At 46.6% G+C, this 16,266-nt stretch carries 16 protein-coding genes and 2 tRNA genes; 9 read left to right on the plus strand and 9 right to left on the minus strand.

Annotated features, from left to right (window positions below; all coding sequences use genetic code 11):
• Positions 1-38: 38 nt before the first annotated feature.
• Positions 39-836 carry a queuosine precursor transporter gene (locus BMZ72_RS03570; protein ID WP_089805321.1) on the plus strand — a complete coding sequence of 266 codons (798 nt, stop codon included), beginning with the start codon at positions 39-41 and terminating at the stop codon, positions 834-836.
• Here BMZ72_RS03570 and BMZ72_RS03575 read toward each other — a convergent pair whose 3' ends face one another.
• The 4 genes from BMZ72_RS03575 to BMZ72_RS03590 all read right to left on the minus strand — a co-directional run bounded on the left by BMZ72_RS03575 (position 837) and on the right by BMZ72_RS03590 (position 4,211).
• Complete coding sequence (locus BMZ72_RS03575; protein ID WP_089805323.1) at positions 837-1,286, minus strand: NUDIX hydrolase; 450 nt, start codon at positions 1,284-1,286, stop codon at positions 837-839.
• Between the two features lie 22 nt (positions 1,287-1,308).
• Positions 1,309-2,247, minus strand: coding sequence for a magnesium transporter CorA family protein (locus tag BMZ72_RS03580; protein WP_012792300.1), 939 nt, complete (start codon positions 2,245-2,247; stop codon positions 1,309-1,311).
• A 27-nt stretch (positions 2,248-2,274) separates the two neighbouring features.
• Positions 2,275-3,060, minus strand: coding sequence for a diaminopimelate epimerase (gene dapF, locus BMZ72_RS03585; RefSeq protein ID WP_089805325.1), 786 nt, complete (start codon positions 3,058-3,060; stop codon positions 2,275-2,277).
• A 272-nt stretch (positions 3,061-3,332) separates the two neighbouring features.
• Positions 3,333-4,211 carry a nucleoside phosphorylase gene (locus tag BMZ72_RS03590; RefSeq protein ID WP_089805326.1) on the minus strand — a complete coding sequence of 293 codons (879 nt, stop codon included), beginning with the start codon at positions 4,209-4,211 and terminating at the stop codon, positions 3,333-3,335.
• Between the two features lie 88 nt (positions 4,212-4,299).
• Here BMZ72_RS03590 and BMZ72_RS03595 point away from each other — a divergent pair.
• A tRNA-Cys gene (locus tag BMZ72_RS03595) sits at positions 4,300-4,370 on the plus strand.
• Positions 4,371-4,614: 244 nt separating this feature from the next.
• Positions 4,615-4,685, plus strand: a tRNA-Cys gene (locus tag BMZ72_RS03600).
• A gap of 245 nt (positions 4,686-4,930) precedes the next feature.
• Here BMZ72_RS03600 and BMZ72_RS03605 read toward each other — a convergent pair.
• Positions 4,931-5,557 (minus strand): Crp/Fnr family transcriptional regulator, encoded by a 627-nt coding sequence (locus tag BMZ72_RS03605; protein WP_089805328.1) that lies wholly within the window; start codon positions 5,555-5,557, stop codon positions 4,931-4,933.
• A 35-nt stretch (positions 5,558-5,592) separates the two neighbouring features.
• Between BMZ72_RS03605 and BMZ72_RS03610 the strand changes: the two genes are divergently transcribed.
• The 4 genes from BMZ72_RS03610 (at position 5,593) to BMZ72_RS03625 (ending at position 11,052) form a co-directional block, all read left to right on the plus strand.
• A complete protein-coding gene (locus tag BMZ72_RS03610) occupies positions 5,593-6,054 on the plus strand; it encodes a MauE/DoxX family redox-associated membrane protein (protein ID WP_089805330.1) in 462 nt (153 codons plus the stop codon).
• Positions 6,051-6,365, plus strand: a complete 315-nt coding sequence (locus BMZ72_RS03615) for a hypothetical protein (RefSeq protein WP_089805332.1) — start codon at positions 6,051-6,053, stop codon at positions 6,363-6,365. Before BMZ72_RS03610 ends, BMZ72_RS03615 begins: the two co-directional genes overlap by 4 nt.
• A gap of 201 nt (positions 6,366-6,566) precedes the next feature.
• Positions 6,567-8,117, plus strand: a complete 1,551-nt coding sequence (locus BMZ72_RS03620) for an MFS transporter (protein WP_089805334.1) — start codon at positions 6,567-6,569, stop codon at positions 8,115-8,117.
• 367 nt (positions 8,118-8,484) lie between these two features.
• Positions 8,485-11,052: a BamA/TamA family outer membrane protein gene (locus tag BMZ72_RS03625; RefSeq protein ID WP_089805336.1), complete on the plus strand. Its 2,568-nt coding sequence runs from the start codon at positions 8,485-8,487 to the stop codon at positions 11,050-11,052.
• Positions 11,053-11,136: 84 nt separating this feature from the next.
• On the opposite strand, the gene BMZ72_RS03630 is transcribed toward BMZ72_RS03625, so the two are convergent.
• From BMZ72_RS03630 to BMZ72_RS03640, 3 genes are all read right to left on the minus strand, one after another.
• Positions 11,137-11,934, minus strand: a complete 798-nt coding sequence (locus BMZ72_RS03630; protein ID WP_089805338.1) for a hypothetical protein — start codon at positions 11,932-11,934, stop codon at positions 11,137-11,139.
• A gap of 523 nt (positions 11,935-12,457) precedes the next feature.
• Positions 12,458-13,033 (minus strand): GNAT family N-acetyltransferase, encoded by a 576-nt coding sequence (locus BMZ72_RS03635; protein WP_089805340.1) that lies wholly within the window; start codon positions 13,031-13,033, stop codon positions 12,458-12,460.
• 93 nt (positions 13,034-13,126) lie between these two features.
• A complete protein-coding gene (locus BMZ72_RS03640) occupies positions 13,127-13,870 on the minus strand; it encodes a DUF92 domain-containing protein (protein WP_089805342.1) in 744 nt (247 codons plus the stop codon).
• 51 nt (positions 13,871-13,921) lie between these two features.
• On the opposite strand from BMZ72_RS03640, the gene BMZ72_RS03645 reads away from it, so the two are divergent.
• Positions 13,922-14,536 carry a TetR/AcrR family transcriptional regulator gene (locus BMZ72_RS03645; protein ID WP_089805344.1) on the plus strand — a complete coding sequence of 205 codons (615 nt, stop codon included), beginning with the start codon at positions 13,922-13,924 and terminating at the stop codon, positions 14,534-14,536.
• Positions 14,537-14,622: 86 nt separating this feature from the next.
• Entirely contained in the window at positions 14,623-15,498 is an 876-nt protein-coding gene (locus tag BMZ72_RS03650; protein WP_089805346.1) for an SDR family NAD(P)-dependent oxidoreductase, read from the plus strand.
• 99 nt (positions 15,499-15,597) lie between these two features.
• On the opposite strand, the gene BMZ72_RS03655 is transcribed toward BMZ72_RS03650, so the two are convergent.
• Positions 15,598-16,203 carry a DUF416 family protein gene (locus tag BMZ72_RS03655; protein ID WP_089805348.1) on the minus strand — a complete coding sequence of 202 codons (606 nt, stop codon included), beginning with the start codon at positions 16,201-16,203 and terminating at the stop codon, positions 15,598-15,600.
• Positions 16,204-16,266: the final 63 nt, after the last annotated feature.

Genomic DNA, 16,266 nt, shown 5'->3' on the forward strand with positions numbered 1-16,266 from the left:
ATCATAATTTTACTGGTGCAATTTTATTTCCTCTTCAGATGATCAACAACATTCTAAAAGACAGACCAACTAAACTTTTCATCTTCTTCTGCTCATTTTTCGTGGCCAATGCATTGATCGCGGAGTGTATCGGGGGTAAGATCTTTTCGCTGGAGAAACTGTTCGGGATTCCCGTACATACCTTCACGCTGTTTGGTCAGGACAAGCTATCCTTCAATCTCACCTGTGGCGTTATACTCTGGCCACTGGAATTTGTAATGACGGATATCGTTAACGAGTATTACGGTCCGAAGGCAGTAAGACGTATTTCTTACATCGCGGTATCGCTGATCGCGTATGCATTCGTGATGTTCTATGTAGCCATGGGTGTACCGCCGGCTGATTTCTGGATAGGTTCCGGTGTAGATGATGGTATTCCTGATATGACGAAAGCCTTCAACGGTATCTTTGGTCAGGGCATGTGGATCATTATGGGTAGTATCGCCGCGTTTCTGGTCAGCCAGATCGTGGACGTGACCGTATTCCACCGTATTAAAAAGGCGACAGGGGATAAGCACATGTGGCTGAGGGCTACCGGTTCAACGCTGGTGTCCCAGCTGGTGGACAGCTTTATCGTATTGTTTATTGCTTTTAAACTGGGTAAGGGTTGGAGCTGGCAGCTGGTACTGGCAGTATGCGTGGTAAACTACATCTATAAGTTTACAGTGGCCATCCTGCTGACGCCGGTGATCTATTATGCAGAAAGATTCATTGAAAGATATCTGGGGCATAAGACTGCCGCTCAAATGAAGGCGGTTGCGATGGGTAAGGAAGAGCCTGTGCTGGTAAATGAATAATCAGTAACGGACTTTCACCAGATCTGCCACTACTTTATCAATGGGAAGGGTGACTGCTTCGGCGGAGAACTCTTCCCAGTTGATCCATCTGGCGCCTTCTACTTCCTGTGCGCCGGCTGGTACTTCAAACCCGAAGGGTTTGTCCAGCAGGGGGAAATTGAACGGAGCGAGTGGTTTTACCAGGTAATAGATAGAAATGATCTGTGAGCCATCGCCAAAGGCGGAGATCTGAAAGAAATCTGTTGTATAGATATGCTCCACCACTTCCACATCCAGTCCCAGTTCTTCCTGAAACTCCCTTACCACACACTGTAAGGTGCCCTCCCCGAATTCCAGTCCACCGCCGGGAAACTTCGTAAAGTAGCCTCCTTTGATGAATTCGTCTGTCACGAGCACTTGCTTCTGCTCGTTGAACATTATACCATATACGCGTACATTGAAACCTTGCATCGGGAAAACGGGTTTAGTGGTATCAGAACCATTTCTTCTTCATAAAGTACCAGCTCATGATCACGGAGATCACGATCGAGAGTATGACGGGAATGTAAAACGCATGCGTTGAATGCGCAAAGGGTATTTCCACGTTCATACCATAGATACTGGCTACAAGCACCGGAAAGGTGAGTACGATGGTAATGGACGTGAGGCGTTTCATTACCAGGTTCAGGTTATTGGAAATGATGCTGGCAAAGGCATCCATTGAACTGCTAAGGATGTTGGTGTACACGTTCGCCATTTCAAGCGCCTGTGAAGTGTCTACGATCAGGTCATGCAGGAATTCCTTTTCGTCTTCGTTCAGGCCCAGGAAGTTAGTACGTTCCAGTTTCATGAGCAATAGTTCATTGCTGCGGAGGGCGGTCAGGAAGTACACCAGGCTTTTCTGGATACGCATGATGTACAGCAGTTCCTCGTTACGGTTACTGTCATACAGCTTTTGTTCCAGTATATTTCTGCGCTGGTTGATCTCTTTCAGGTAATCCAGGAAGTTCATGGTCACCTTTTCGAAGATCTTCAGCACCATCATATTTCTTTTCTCGGGATGACGGTTATGGAAGGTATTCAGGAAGCGGTTAATAGCCGCGTTATCGAATGAATTAACCGTCAGGATCTGATTATGCGTCAGGATGATTACGATCGGGATCGTGATATAATACGCGTCACTCTCGTTGATGGAATTGTTTTCCGTCGGAGTCTTGATGACGATCAGTTTCACATTATCCTCCAGCTCATAGCGGGACTTCTCGTCTATATCGAGCGAGTCGGTGAGGAAGTCCAGGGGAATGTCCAGCTCTTCGGAGAGCTGGGCGAATTCTGCCTGTTTCAGGGGAGGGGTAATGTTTACCCAGGCCCCGTTCTCAGGTCCCGAAATTTCTACCGTGCGCGAGTCTATATTTTTGAAATATTGAATCATCCGGCCGCAAAGGTAGAACAATTAAAGTTATGGCAATGTGATATTTCCCTCGAATACAAGGGTGGCGGGTCCGCAAAGCCAGATATTGTTGTAGGCTTTTTCGCCGGTACGGGTGAAGCGTACTTCCAGTTTGCCACCCAGTGTCTTTACAGGTACGATGTATTCTTTTGTTTCCGAACCTGCAGTCATCAGTGCTGCAGCGGTTACGCCGGTACCACAGGAATAGGTTTCGTCTTCCACACCCCGTTCGTAGGTACGTACGAAGATGCCTTTATCGAGCGACTGCACAAAGTTTACGTTAGTGCCTTCTTTGGCAAAGCGGTCATTATAGCGGATCCGTTTACCCTCGCTATGTACATCTACCGCTTTTACATCTTCCACGAACATTACATAATGCGGAGAACCGGTATTCAGATAGGAATGGAGCGCGTTGATCTCAACACCGCGTACGTCCTGCATTTTCAGGTTCACCCAGTCATCGCCTTTTAAGGTAGCTTCATGCGGACCATCCACTGCCAGGAAGCTCAGTTTCTCGCCTGTCAGCCCCATTTTACGGGCAAAAGCCACCAGGCAACGGCCACCATTACCACACATACTACTTTCACGGCCATCGGCATTGTAATACTTCATACCGAAGTCATATCCTTCCTGCTTATTCAATAGCATTAAACCATCCGCTCCGATACCGAAACGTCTGTCGCAAAGGAAGTGCACCTGTTCTTCTGTAAGAAAATTGTATTCGCCATTCCGGTTATCCATGATCACGAAATCATTGCCTGTACCCTGGTATTTGTAGAAATGTATTGCTGACATAAGGAGCGAATTTAAGAAATTTCACCTAGGATTTTATCAATCAGGAATTAGGAATCAGGAAATAGGAATTTTGTATCAAAGAGCGGCTGGCAGCAGCTATCGGGCGAACGGTATTAAGTGCGGAGAGGGTATGCAAATGTATAAAATTCAATGCTGTGGATAACACTGTATCAACATGGTGGACAAAACCTGATAAGTTCATCCATAAAAAGAAAAAGGCGATTCAGTTACTGAACCGCCGCTTGTATCAGGTATTCCTGATTTTTAAATTCCTAATTCTCCGCAATGATTTCTACAGATTTCTTTATCAGATTGGCCACTGCTGCTGCGCCATCCTTTGTAAACTGCTGACCGATCCTGTTCGCAACAATCGCACTAATGGACAGACAATCATGGCCCAGTACACGGCCCAGTCCGTAGATACCCGCCGTTTCCATCTCAAAATTGGAGATGTAATGATCGCCGTGTCTGAATGCAGTAAGATGCTCTAATAGCTGAGGATGGGAGAGAGGACCTCTCAACGCACGGCCCTGTGGTGCATAGAAACCCGGACAGGTGACAGTGATACCGCTGATGTATCCTTCCGTGAATCTTGCTGCCAGGGCAGGTGCTGCGCTGATCAGATATGGATTGGCACTACCGGGACGCAGTGCTACCTGCTGATGAAATGCCTCCAGCAGGGACTTTTCTTCCGGTGTATTTTCAAATGCATACCAGGGCAGGAGGTTGTCCAGTCCGACGCCATGAGATGATACCACAAAACTATCCACCGGCACATTCCCCTGTAAGGCACCAGAGGTCCCCAGGCGAACGATCTGTAAGCGGGTAAGAGCAGGTTTTACCGTACGACTGGCGAAATCAATATTCACCAGTGCATCCAGTTCATTCAACACGATATCTATATTGTCGGTACCGATGCCCGTCGATACAACGGTCAGTCGTTTTTGTCCGATATAACCGGTGTGACTTACAAACTCCCTGTGCTGGCGTTTCACTTCCACTTTGTCAAAATGTTTGCTGACTTCCGGCACACGGTCTGGATCTCCCACAGTGATAATCGTACCGGAGAGCTCATCAGGTGTGAGATCCAGGTGGTATACGGCGCCCCGGCTATTTAATATCAGTTCTGATTCTGCAATGCGTGTATTCATCTTTTTTGATATTTTTTTAAAATATATTTGGCAAATATCTAAAATTTCCTACTTTTGCAATCCCATCAAACAATGGGACGAACAAAAAGGTTTCGTGGCCGAGTGGCTAGGCTGAGCTCTGCAAAAGCTCCTACAGCGGTTCGAATCCGCTCGAAACCTCGAAAAGGATTACAGCAATGTAATCCTTTTTTGTTTTATAGCCGGTCTGTAAGGATACTTTTATCAGCTGAGTGACTGCAGGTACTTTTAGTAGTCATTTCCGGTAATAGTAATGTTACTAACGTATATACATATACGCATATCAGAAAAACAGCGCTTTGTTAAATTTATTTTATTTCTCTTTTTGTGAATATCTAAAATTTATTACATTTGCGATCTCATCAGTCAGATGAGCACATAAAAGGGTTTCGTGGCCGAGTGGCTAGGCTGAGCTCTGCAAAAGCTCCTACAGCGGTTCGAATCCGCTCGAAACCTCAGAAAGGATTACAGCGATGTAATCCTTTTTTATTTGGTGCTGAATGATCTGTAATCGCTTTCAAGCCCATATATTCCAACTGCGACTGTTTCATCATTTCCAGTTGCTCATCCGCTCACGCTGACTGCTATCCGGTAATTTCGCTCCGGGACAGGTCCCTTTTTTGAAGCAGTTTTCACATCCTCACAAATCTCCGCTGCATTCCTAATTCCTAATTCCCACAACCTGACATACGTCAGATTTTTCAACTATCCCGGCCACTATTTTTGTACGGTCCTCTTCGCCCAACAGTCTTTCTGATACGGCTCAGACTATCCTGATGGATGCAAAGAAAGGACGCAATGTATTTCAGTGGCACTGCTCTGATCACTTCAGGCTGTTCTTCCACAAGTTTCAGATAACGCTCTTCTGCGCTAAGACAAATGGCGTCGATCTGCAGGTTCTGCAGCCAGCTGAGTAAACGGTCCATAATAGCCAGTTCCAGTGCGTAACCATGATGGAATGTTTGCCTGAGCGTCTGGATATCATGTTTGCCCCATTGAAGGACCTCCACCTCGCTAAGTGTTTCAAGTGCACAGGTAGACGGGACCCCATTTGCCAGGTACAAAGGTGTTGATATAAAATCATTACTTGATATAAGTCCCAGTGTGTGGTCTGTATCATTATGGGTTCTGTATAAGCGGACAATTCCGCTATTCAGAAAATAAAGGCTTTCAACCGGCTTACCCTGTTCCATAATAACAGTATGCTTCGGAATAACCCTGTGTCTGGTTATCAAGCGGACAGTATCAAGTTCTGCCTCGTTGATAAAGATGCTCCGGACCTGTAAATACCGGCATATTTTACCGTATGCTAGATCTTGTTTGTTCATAGGGAATTACAATGGATGAATAAATTTAAAAAATTATGTCAGAAAAACAGTTAAAGGAAGGTATTATAGCCTTGCTGGTCTCCTTGTTTGCTTATACGGGTGTATCTGCATTACTGGATCATACGTCGTTCAGAAACCATCTGATCCTCTCACCCTGGCCATTATTGTCACGTACAGCTGCTTATCTGGCCTGGATACTCCCCCTGCTGGAATTATCCATAGTTACATTGCTCATCATCCCCCGTACACGGATACGCGGATTGTGGTTGTCCTTTATACTGATGCTGGCCTTTACTACTTACATCGCCGTGTTTTTATTATCAGGCAAGCAACTACCCTGCAACTGTAGTGGTGTACTGCCTTTCATGGACTGGGAATGGCACCTGGTATTCAATATAATTTTTACCATGCTCGGAGAAGCAGCGCTCTTTCTGCATATACAATTTCCCACTGATCGCTCATCCATTTTTAAACATAAAAAACAATATCTCAAATGAAAAAGAAGATTTCCTTTTCCCTCGTAGCCCTGATCATCGCCTGTACCGGCGCTATTGTTACCAAAGCAGGTAATCCCCCGGTAGTAGAACGCTATTTTGTTCATATAGGTGGCGATATCACAGACCCCGCCAATTATGTATATGTCGCTGCGGGTTATTGCAAAGGTTTTGGTACAAGCTTCTGTGGAGTGAAGGTGCCCGATTTAGAAGGTACGCCAGATCTCATTTGGGCCATGCCGGACCTGATAGCCATTCAGAATGGTACCAATCCGGTATCCAATAAGACGGGCAGGATCAAATTTTATAATTAGTTTTTACAACATCCTGTTACTTCACCCCCGCGTCATATTGCAGGACAGTAATAGCAGACTAACAAAAGCTACAGTCAACTAACGACTGTAGCTTTTCTATGATTGTTAATCCGCTGCCGGAATCATCGGAAGACATGCCGAAATCCACGTTTGACTGCTGATGCTGCCTCCGGCGAACCGAATTTTACCTAAATTGCTGTAATGGCAACAGTCCCCCTTTCCAGTGCCGCCGGCAGATGGATCATGATCTCCGCAATTATGGCTTCCGCTATGGCCTTTATTGATGGCACCGCGCTCAATGTCGTCTTACCCTCCATTCAGAAAAGTATGCATGCCTCCGGTACAGACCTCTTCTGGATACTCAATGCTTATTTATTGATGCTGGCAGCATTGATGCTGATCGGCGGTTCACTGGGTGACAGACTGGGCCGGAAAAGGGTCTTTATTGCCGGTATCCTGATCTTCATCGCTGGTTCTGCTGCCTGTGGTATTGCCAGTGATGTGACCCTGTTAATATTGTTCCGCATGTTACAGGGGATTGGAGGCGCCCTCATGATACCTGGTAGTCTGTCGCTGATATCTTCTTCCATCCATGAAAAGGAGCGGGGCAAGGCGATCGGTACCTGGTCCGCTTTTACCACGGTTGTTACGATTGGCGGTCCCGTACTGGGTGGTGCACTCGCCGATGCCGGTTACTGGCGCTATATCTTTTTTATCAATGTTCCTATCGGTATCGTCGCGGTACTGATCTTATGGCGAAAAGTAAAAGAGCGTATCGATGATACACAGGATAAGACACTTGACTTTGCAGGTGCGTTTTCAATTGCCGGCGGACTGGCAGCCGTGACCTTCGGTTTTCTGCGGATTCCGGATACCGGCTTCAATCACTGGCAGGTCTATTTATCACTGGGTCTCGGCGTATTACTACTGATCGTCTTCCTTATCATCGAACGCCGGAGTCCGCACCCCATGATGCCTTTATCACTTTTTAAGAATATGACCTTCTCCGGGGCTAACCTGCTGACCTTCTTCTTATATGCCGGATTAAGCGCAGGCATGTTGTTCCTGTCACTGAACCTGGTACAGGTACAGGGCTATGATCAGTTGCAATCCGGACTCACCTTTCTGCCCTTTACCATTCTGATGGTGCTGGTAGCCCGTTTTGCAGGTACGCTGGCAGACAGATATGGTCCGCGTTTATTGCTGACCATCGGCCCCGCTATTGCCGGTACCGGATTACTACTCTTATCCTTTATTAAACAAACACCCGGACCGGACGCTTATTTCAGGACATTCTTTCCCGGGATAGTTGTCTTTGGCTTAGGCATGTCTTTTACTGTAGCGCCACTGACGGCAACCGTGATGGGCGCAGTCAGCGATCATTATTCAGGAACGGCATCAGGGATCAACAATGCCTTGTCGCGTATAGCAGGCGTCTTTGCCAATGCTATTTTCGGCGCTATGGCCGTGTTGTTCTTTTCCGGTTTTCTGCAACGGGAATTGCCCGCTTTATCACTCAAAGAACAGGACCAAAAGGAAGTGATGCAACAGGCGGCTGAACTGGGAAATGCCCGGCCACCGGCAGTATTGCATGAAGCAGATAGTAAAAAGGTAGGGCAACTGTATCACGATAGTTTTATTGACGCCTATGGTAAGATCATGCGCATCTCTGGTGTACTGGGCTTTCTCGGTGCACTGATGGCCGTGTTGTTTGTCAGGAATAGCGCTGTCACCACAACAAAGCCAGACTAATCTTTCTCCCATCAGCATAATAACCTGCACGGTTGAGCGTAAATGCAGCGCCGAATGCAGACTGCTCGTCGCTGGTCTTTTTACCCGCATTAAAAAGAGGGGACTGCTATGCTCCGTTCACATGACCGTTTAAAAACACGAAGCCGGTACGCCCTTTGTATCAGAGAATCAATGGTTGCCCGCTTGTTTTGCTATGCAAATACAGCCGGTGCCATAAAAAGCATGCGGAGGGCGAGAACAATGTTTCTGCTCTTCCTGTTTTGGATAAGTAAATGCCCCTGGGTGTGAAAATGGCTAACTATCCGTTTTTTTTCGTTTCTTCCGTGCTAAATAAGGAAGTACAGCAAAAATATTACAAAACAACTGCATGAGCCTATATAGAATTTTTACCACGCTGGCTGTTCTGGCAATTTCCACGGTGCAGGCGCAAAGTCCTGCAGGCGACAGTATAACCGTCGCTATATCCCCTGCCTACGACAGTGTGAGTGGCTTGCACCGGACCCTGTTTGGTGAGAGCTATCGTAAATTATGGGCCGCGCCGGTAAAGATGAAGATCTTTTACCTGGAGAAAGAAAAGGGTGGTCTGATCATCGAACAGAAAGGTGGCGGTCTGCAAACCAAATCACTCCGTTTAAAGGATAAGGAAGGCCACGAATGGGTGCTCCGCACGATTCAGAAATATCCGGAAAGAGGCCTGCCTGCCAATCTGCGGGCGACCATCACCAAAGACATCCTCCAGGATCAGGTAGTCACCGCACATCCCTATTCCTCGGTAACAGTACCTCCATTGGCAGCTGCCCTGGGCATCCCGCATGCGAATCCACAGATTGTATATGTGCCTGATGATCCGGCATTGGGTGAATACCGGAAAGACTTTGCCAATGCAGTTTTTCTCTTTGAAGAAAGAGAACCCGTAGATGCCGCACGCACTGACAATACCGATAAAACACAGCGAAAGCTGGAAGAAGATAATGACGTACATGTCTACCAGAAGGTCGTGTTAAGGGCCCGTCTGCTGGACATGCTGCTGGGCGACTGGGACCGCCATGAAGACCAGTGGCGCTGGGAAAGGGTGAAGGAAGATAAACGCGTGGACTATACACCGGTGCCCCGCGACAGAGATCAGGTATACTACAATACCACGGGTCTCTTTCCCTGGATCATTTCTCACCAATGGCTGAAATCCAAGTTCCAGGGCTATCACGATCATATCAGGGATATTAAAGGTTTTAACTTTAACGCCCGCTACTTTGACCGTTACTTCCTGAATGGCCTCAGTGAAGCGGATTGGCAGGAACAGATCCATTATATACAGGCAACACTGACTGACAGCTTAATCCGCCAATCGGTGCGACTAATGCCGGACACGATCTTTGCATTATCCGGAGAAAAGATCATCAGGGCTTTCATTGCCCGCCGCAATGCATTAGAGAAAGAGGCGATCAGTTACTATAAATTCCTGTCTATCTATGCCGATGTTCCCGCTTCAGATAAGCACGAGTTTTTTGATATCCAGCGACAACCAAACGGACATGTGCTGGTGACCATCAACAAAATGAAGAAAGAAGGCACACTCGATGGTGTGATCTATCAACGTGATTTTGATCCGGCAGTTACCAAAGAAATCAGGTTGTATGGGATGGATGGCCATGATATTTTTTCAGTTACCGGAAAGGAATCTTCTCCTATCCGTATCCGTATGATCGGTGGGGATGGGGTGGATAGTTTTGCTGTCGCAGATAATGTGCCCCGTAAAGGCAGACTGTATGTTTATGACCGTTCTGACGAAGTCAATCAGCTGCCTCCGTGGGGAGATGCGAGAATTCGTACAGACAAGGATACTTTGGTTAACAGTTATAACAGACGCAGCTTTCTGTTCGACCGTTTCGGTCCGTTACCCTCTATACAATACAACCCTGACCAGGGCTTTATGTTGCGCGTCAATACCATGTATGAAAAGCAGGGATTCCGCAAGGTGCCTTATGCACAGCAACATCAGCTGATCGTCAGTTATGTGACCGGCAGACAGGCTTTTCTGCTGCAATACCTGGCAGACTATAAGCAACTGATCGGCAAGAATGACCTGCGGATCAATATCCTCTCCCGCGGTCCGCATAACCTGAGTAATTTCTTCGGATTAGGTAATCAGTCTGTCTTTGTCAATAATGATGAAAAGGAGATTACGTACTATCGTAACCGGTATGATCTGATCAATGGTGATGTGAGATTGTATCGGAGCATCGCCCGTAATCTGACTGTGAGTGCGGGTATCGCCGGACAATACTACACCAGCAGAGAAGCTAATAACAGCCGTAAGTTCCTGGGAGCATACAACAGTGCTTTCCCGGATGCACGTGTGTTTGACGACAGACTGTATGCAGGGCTGGTGACTGCAATAGAAGCAGATACCCGTAACGGCATCCTGATGCCGCGCAGAGGGATCAACTGGCATGCAGAATTAACAGGCATGCAGCAGACGAACCGGGAGCATAAGCGATATGGTAAGCTGACGACGGACTTCAGCTTCTATGTACCGCTGATCGGGGACTCTACCTTAGTGATGGCGAACCGTATTGCGGCAGGTACTACCTTCGGAGATCCTGCATATTTTCAGATGATGTCGATCGGAGGTACACAGGTATTACGCGGATTTCATACCAACCGTTTTATCGGTAAGACTGCCGTGTATCATAACTTTGAATTACGCCTGAAACTATTTGATTTCACATCTTATCTGATACCGGGTACGGTGGGACTCATCGGTTTCAATGACCTGGGCAGGGTATGGATGCCGGGAGAGACATCGCACAGGTGGCATGATGGTTATGGCGGCGGATTGTATATAATGCCAGTGGACTTGTTCCTGATACAGGCGGCAGTGGGTTTCTCAGAGGAAGGAGCACTGCCTTATATAACGGCCGGATTCAGATTTTAAATCAGTAGAAATTATACGTAATAGGAAAGGGGCTGTTTACCGATGGTAGACAACCCCTTTCCTTATTGCTGACAAGTGAATGTATCAACCAGTCATAAGGATTTTGGCGCATCCCATGTGTTTGGCGGGTACTATTTCCCCGCCTATGCCAGGAACACCAATTTCTACGCCTACAGAGACAAGCAGGGTTTGAGATGCTGCCAGTTTTTTTGGTTTGCCCGCCTGCGTTGTCAAAGTGAAATTCTCCTGCGGTTGGATATTTATCAGCCAGGGCGTATATACAGGTTGAGCGTAGATAGGGTCTTTTCCCCCCTGAGTTGATACGCCTCCATATCCTATACCATCCGACAGTATTCCAAGACCGACGACAATTCTGTACATAGATAATTTCCACGGCAGAAAAAGGTTGAAATCCGGAGCAAGGGGTGGGATATTAACCGTAACGGCACAGTTCTCACGATCGATGTTACATGCCAGTGGATGGCGCATCACACTGTCGAATAGGGTTGTCTTATTCAAAGAGAATCCATCCAGTAAATGCCGGTGTTTTGAAAATATCACCTCCCTGTATCCAAGCGGATGCGACTCATCCAGCTTCATGATTTTTCTGCACATGCCGCTTAGTCTGGGTGAGAAATTATAGTCACTCAGATGTCTGACGTGTAATAACGCAAGACGTATAGCGGAGGCTGCACTGGAAGCGTCTCCAAATTCCTGGTTGTTCATACGGGTGAGCGCGAATCTGGGCGATTTGTTGATCTTTTCGCGTGAAGCGCCACCCTTGGTGCGCACGATGGGCCTTTCAATGCCCCGCATTTTGTAGACAGAGATCTTTCCGAAGGTCCCGGTGATCTCAAAGGTTTTGTTATCAAATTTTGCCATTAAAACGGAATTAACAAATAATAAAATAGGTTAACAGGAATACTAAAACAGGTTAACAGATTGTGGTGATTCCCACAGGATATACTATCATGAATATACTTAAAAAGGTAACATAAACCATAGGGTATTTATAGATATTCCGTAGATAACCCGTAGATAATCCGTATCTATAAGAACGGGTCATATACGGGTTATCTACGGAATATCTACGGCTTATCTGGGAATTATCGAAAAGATGCAAGCGAAACTAAAGCGTGATCGCAATAAGGGTTAATACTAGCGGCTCAGCACAGTGCTGTTACCGTTATTATTATTGATAATCAGTTTTTTGTATTTACAGGGTATTGGTTTGTTCGCATAGCTGAGTATGAAGCAGACGGAGTGAAGGCAGCATGACCGATGTTGATCAATAGAATAGGGAGATATTTTTTATAAGAGACAGAGAGGGGCTTTTCAGGGATAGGGCTTCTTATATGGATAGAGAAAATCCCCCAACGATGCCGGGAGATTGCAGTGAAAATGATCACCTATGCGCATCGGAACGCAGCAGGGAAAACATCAGCATATCATAATGTCTGTTATTCCAGTACATCCAATCCCGTAAGGTGCCTTCGTGTTTAAATCCTATTTTATGCATCAGATGGATGGATGACGCATTCCCTTCCATGACTTCTGATTCGATACGATTGATATTAAGGGCATGAAAGCCAAAACTAATAATCGCATGCAATGCTTCTGTACAGATACCTCTGTTCCAGTAAGCGTATTGCAGGTCATAGCCAATATTGGCGCGGTGTTTTGGCGTGAAGTTATTAAAGCCTACAGTACCGATGATGTCTTTACGTTCGTTCAGGCGGATCCCCCAGCGGATAGCTGCTTTGGATTCGAAACGCTTCCGGAAATGATCGATCAGCCGGTGAGAATCACCGGGGCTCTCCAGTGGCGTAAGATTATAGAAGCGGGTGACATTACTATCGCCGAATAGTTTATATAGATCATCCGCATGCGCCTCTGTGATCTGAACGAGTTCCAGATGCGGTGTTCGTATCGTAGGAAATTTGTCAAATACGAGGTCTCTGTTTTCAATAACGCGGGACATGATAATAAGCTGTTTGATGTAAAGTGACTTGCCGGTAATGAATATAAAGAAAATCACGGACAAAAACCAGCAGCTTATTGGGGTGATCAGGGCTTATCCGGCGTGAATCATACAGAAATACAGGAGTGCGGCCACTAATGCGGCAAATAAAGTGTTCAGAAAATTCACTGCATTATTACCGATCAGGTGCCTGCGTTCGAATGCAGCACCCAGCAGAGAGTCGGCAAGATTACCCAGAATGCCGGCTATCAGTACGATCAGACTCAGCTGACTAAACCCGGCATAGATAAGAGAGATAATAGCAGCGCCTGCGGCGCCTATGACCGTACCTTCCAGACTGATGACACCATCGAGTCCTTTGGGCTCCTTTTTAAAGCTGAGGACATTAAAGAAGTTCTTTCCGTATACCATGCCCAGTTCAGAAGAGGCGGTATCGGCGAGGGCAGACGCCAGACTGGCTGCCAGCATCAACTGATATAAATCAGCCGGGCCGGAAACGAACAGGTTCAGTAATGCCATGATCGCAGCTACACCGCCGTTGGCGAATACCTGTCCGGCGGTCCTTGCCTGAGGATGATCGCCTTCGGCGCCTATTTTTGCTTTCAGGTCTTTCCGGTGAGAGGTGGCCCATACACCCAGGACAAAGAAAGTGAACAGTAAAAGGACTCCTTTGGCGCCATCCCCCACTGCTATCGACATACCTATCAAAAGGGCTGTGATAGCCGCAGGAAATGTCAATTTGCCGATACGTACACAATAAATGATCACACCAGCGATAGGGACGTAAAAAAACAGGATAAAGAAGAAGATGCCAAAGTGAGGAGTTAATAAATCCATAGGGCGACAAATCTATTGAAATAATTTTTAAAGAAAAATTTGGCTACCTACATGCAAGTAGGTATGTTTGCATTGTCAAACAGAGATGATATTATCATGAGCACAGCGTTGAATACGAAAGAACGGATCGTGGAACTGGGAAGGGGCCATATGCAAAGGATTGGCTACCATTCCTTTAATTATAAACAGATCGCGCTGGAGCTGAATATCAAAAACGCTTCTATTCATCACTATTATCCCTCGAAGGAAGATCTGGGTATGGCGGTGATTGAAAAGGACAGGCACGATTTCCTGGATTTTATCCAGCGCACGAAGAAGGCCGCTCCGATGGACAAGCTGGATGCCCTCATCTGTGCCTATCAGGAGTATTTTAAAGGCGGTCAGAAGCTCTGTGTGATCAGTACCTTCAGCGCTTCCTTTAACGAATTAACAGAGCGGATGCAGCTGGCCGTCCGGCAATATTCGGAGATCGTCTCCTCCTGGCTGGCGGCAGTATTAAAAGAAGGCCTGGATAGCGGCGATCTTCACTTCTCTATATCGATTGAAGAAATGACCAATCACTGGATGGCGACCCTGCCAGGTGCATTGCTGGTCGGGCGAAGCCGGGGGAAGGAGTACTTTGACATGGCACTCCAGTCACTCAAAAAAGCAATACAATCCTCATAAGAGGATTTTTTTTAGACCATATTACCTACCTGTATGTAGGTAGGTTGTTAATAGAGAGGACACTCACATTAAATAGTAAACAAACAATGAAACAGATCATTCTTACAGGAAGCAGCAGCGGTTTCGGGCTGTCTGCCGTGAAGACACTTGCCCTGAAGGGGCATACCGTATACGCTACCATGCGTAATGTCAACGGCGTCAACGCTGCTGTTGCAAAGGAACTGACAGATTGGGCAAAGACACAACAGGTAAAAGTGATCGTCGTAGAACTGGACGTGACCAATACTACCTCCGTTAATAACGCCATAGCGGAGATCACGAAACAGTCGGGGGGAAGGATCGATGTGCTGATCAACAATGCCGGTGTTTCTTTCATGGGACTGGGAGAGTCATTATCTATCGAACAGACAGAAATGCTGTACCAGGTGAACACCATCGGACCGGAACGTACCATGAAGGCAGTATTGCCATACATGCACAAACAAAAGGACGGGCTGATCATCAACGTGACCAGTGTACAGAGCCGTCAGTATATTCCTATCCTGAGTACCTATAACGGTACTAAAGCAGCGCTTGACGCCGTGACGATGGGGTATCACTACGAATTGAAATCATCTGGTATTGACGTCGTAAGTATACAGCCAGGAGCGTATCAGTCCACTGATATCGTGACTAAAGGTATCGTTGCTAAGAATGCCGGCGTAGATGGTGAATATGGTAAAGATGTACTTGATTTCCAGCGCGCGTTATTCAGGTTCTTCGAACCAACACCGGGAAGTCCGGATCCGAAAGAAGTTGCTGATGTGATGCTGAAACTGGTAGAATTGCCACAGGGGCAGCGACCAGTGACCAGTGTTGTAGGTGGCGGCGCCAATACCGGCAAGATAGAGGAGATGAATGAAACGATGAGGCAGATCGTAGAAGGAATGGTGGCGTTCCTGCCGACAGTATTCCCGGCGTAGGAGGGAGTTAGCAATTAAGAATTAAAAATTAAGAGTTAAGAATTGGGACTGTTGAAAAAGCCAAAATTCTTAACTCTTAATTTTTAATTCTTAATTTTTTCAAGTGTCAATTCCTAATTCATTCAGCTGCATCAGCTGCACATACTCCTGTCTGAATGTAGCGATCTTACCGCTCTTCAGGGCCCTCACGGCTTCAATCTGTCTTTGCAGTTCATCCTGGTAGAGGGCATGTGATTCGATCTCTTCTTCTTCGGCCATATAGTCATTTCCTTTCTCTTCACTTAATTGTGTGCTGATCAGGATATCGAGCGTATTGCGGATAATATCTATTACTTCCAGAGAAGTATCGATCGGATCTTCTGCGAGTCCGCTGACAGCCATCCATACGGCAGTAGCGGCGTTTTGTGCAGAAGAGGCCAGGGTAGAGCGCCATACTGATTCAAAGATCTCCATGTGATTGTCGAGATTCGGGATCTGGTCCTGCGCCATGGTATCCAACTCTTCAGCGGTTGTGTCTTTCAGCTGACCGGCTACCAGTAACCAGGCCTTATCAAAGATAACGTCTGTCTGTGCGACATTACCGCCAAATTCTTTTTCGTAGATCTTTTTAAAGGTCAGCCATAAGGTCTCTGCTGCTGCAAGGCTGAAGCGGGAAATATCATTGGGAGAAAGTGATTCGAGTTGCTCCTCCAGTTGTTCTGTCATGTGTCGTTGCTACTATTTTAAAGCCGCAATAATGGAATACGGAAGCCTTTATAGCAGCTGCAA

It is taken from the genome of Chitinophaga sp. YR627 (assembly GCF_900114995.1).
Lineage (GTDB): Bacteria > Bacteroidota > Bacteroidia > Chitinophagales > Chitinophagaceae > Chitinophaga.

What these genes read in the sequence shown, in the direction of transcription:
- BMZ72_RS03615 (WP_089805332.1), top strand. Translation starts at nt 6,051, where the DNA reads ATGAAAAAGAAGATTTCCTTTTCCCTCGTAGCCCTGATCATCGCCTGT.
- BMZ72_RS03575 (WP_089805323.1), bottom strand. Translation starts at nt 1,286, where the DNA reads ATGCAAGGTTTCAATGTACGCGTATATGGTATAATGTTCAACGAGCAG.
- BMZ72_RS03610 (WP_089805330.1), top strand. Translation starts at nt 5,593, where the DNA reads ATGTCAGAAAAACAGTTAAAGGAAGGTATTATAGCCTTGCTGGTCTCC.
- BMZ72_RS03640 (WP_089805342.1), bottom strand. Translation starts at nt 13,870, where the DNA reads ATGGATTTATTAACTCCTCACTTTGGCATCTTCTTCTTTATCCTGTTT.
- BMZ72_RS03580 (WP_012792300.1), bottom strand. Translation starts at nt 2,247, where the DNA reads ATGATTCAATATTTCAAAAATATAGACTCGCGCACGGTAGAAATTTCG.
- BMZ72_RS03570 (WP_089805321.1), top strand. Translation starts at nt 39, where the DNA reads ATGATCAACAACATTCTAAAAGACAGACCAACTAAACTTTTCATCTTC.
- BMZ72_RS03655 (WP_089805348.1), bottom strand. Translation starts at nt 16,203, where the DNA reads ATGACAGAACAACTGGAGGAGCAACTCGAATCACTTTCTCCCAATGAT.
- dapF (WP_089805325.1), bottom strand. Translation starts at nt 3,060, where the DNA reads ATGTCAGCAATACATTTCTACAAATACCAGGGTACAGGCAATGATTTC.
- BMZ72_RS03645 (WP_089805344.1), top strand. Translation starts at nt 13,922, where the DNA reads ATGCAAGTAGGTATGTTTGCATTGTCAAACAGAGATGATATTATCATG.
- BMZ72_RS03635 (WP_089805340.1), bottom strand. Translation starts at nt 13,033, where the DNA reads ATGTCCCGCGTTATTGAAAACAGAGACCTCGTATTTGACAAATTTCCT.
- BMZ72_RS03620 (WP_089805334.1), top strand. Translation starts at nt 6,567, where the DNA reads ATGGCAACAGTCCCCCTTTCCAGTGCCGCCGGCAGATGGATCATGATC.
- BMZ72_RS03630 (WP_089805338.1), bottom strand. Translation starts at nt 11,934, where the DNA reads ATGGCAAAATTTGATAACAAAACCTTTGAGATCACCGGGACCTTCGGA.
- BMZ72_RS03605 (WP_089805328.1), bottom strand. Translation starts at nt 5,557, where the DNA reads ATGAACAAACAAGATCTAGCATACGGTAAAATATGCCGGTATTTACAG.
- BMZ72_RS03625 (WP_089805336.1), top strand. Translation starts at nt 8,485, where the DNA reads ATGAGCCTATATAGAATTTTTACCACGCTGGCTGTTCTGGCAATTTCC.
- BMZ72_RS03650 (WP_089805346.1), top strand. Translation starts at nt 14,623, where the DNA reads ATGAAACAGATCATTCTTACAGGAAGCAGCAGCGGTTTCGGGCTGTCT.
- BMZ72_RS03590 (WP_089805326.1), bottom strand. Translation starts at nt 4,211, where the DNA reads ATGAATACACGCATTGCAGAATCAGAACTGATATTAAATAGCCGGGGC.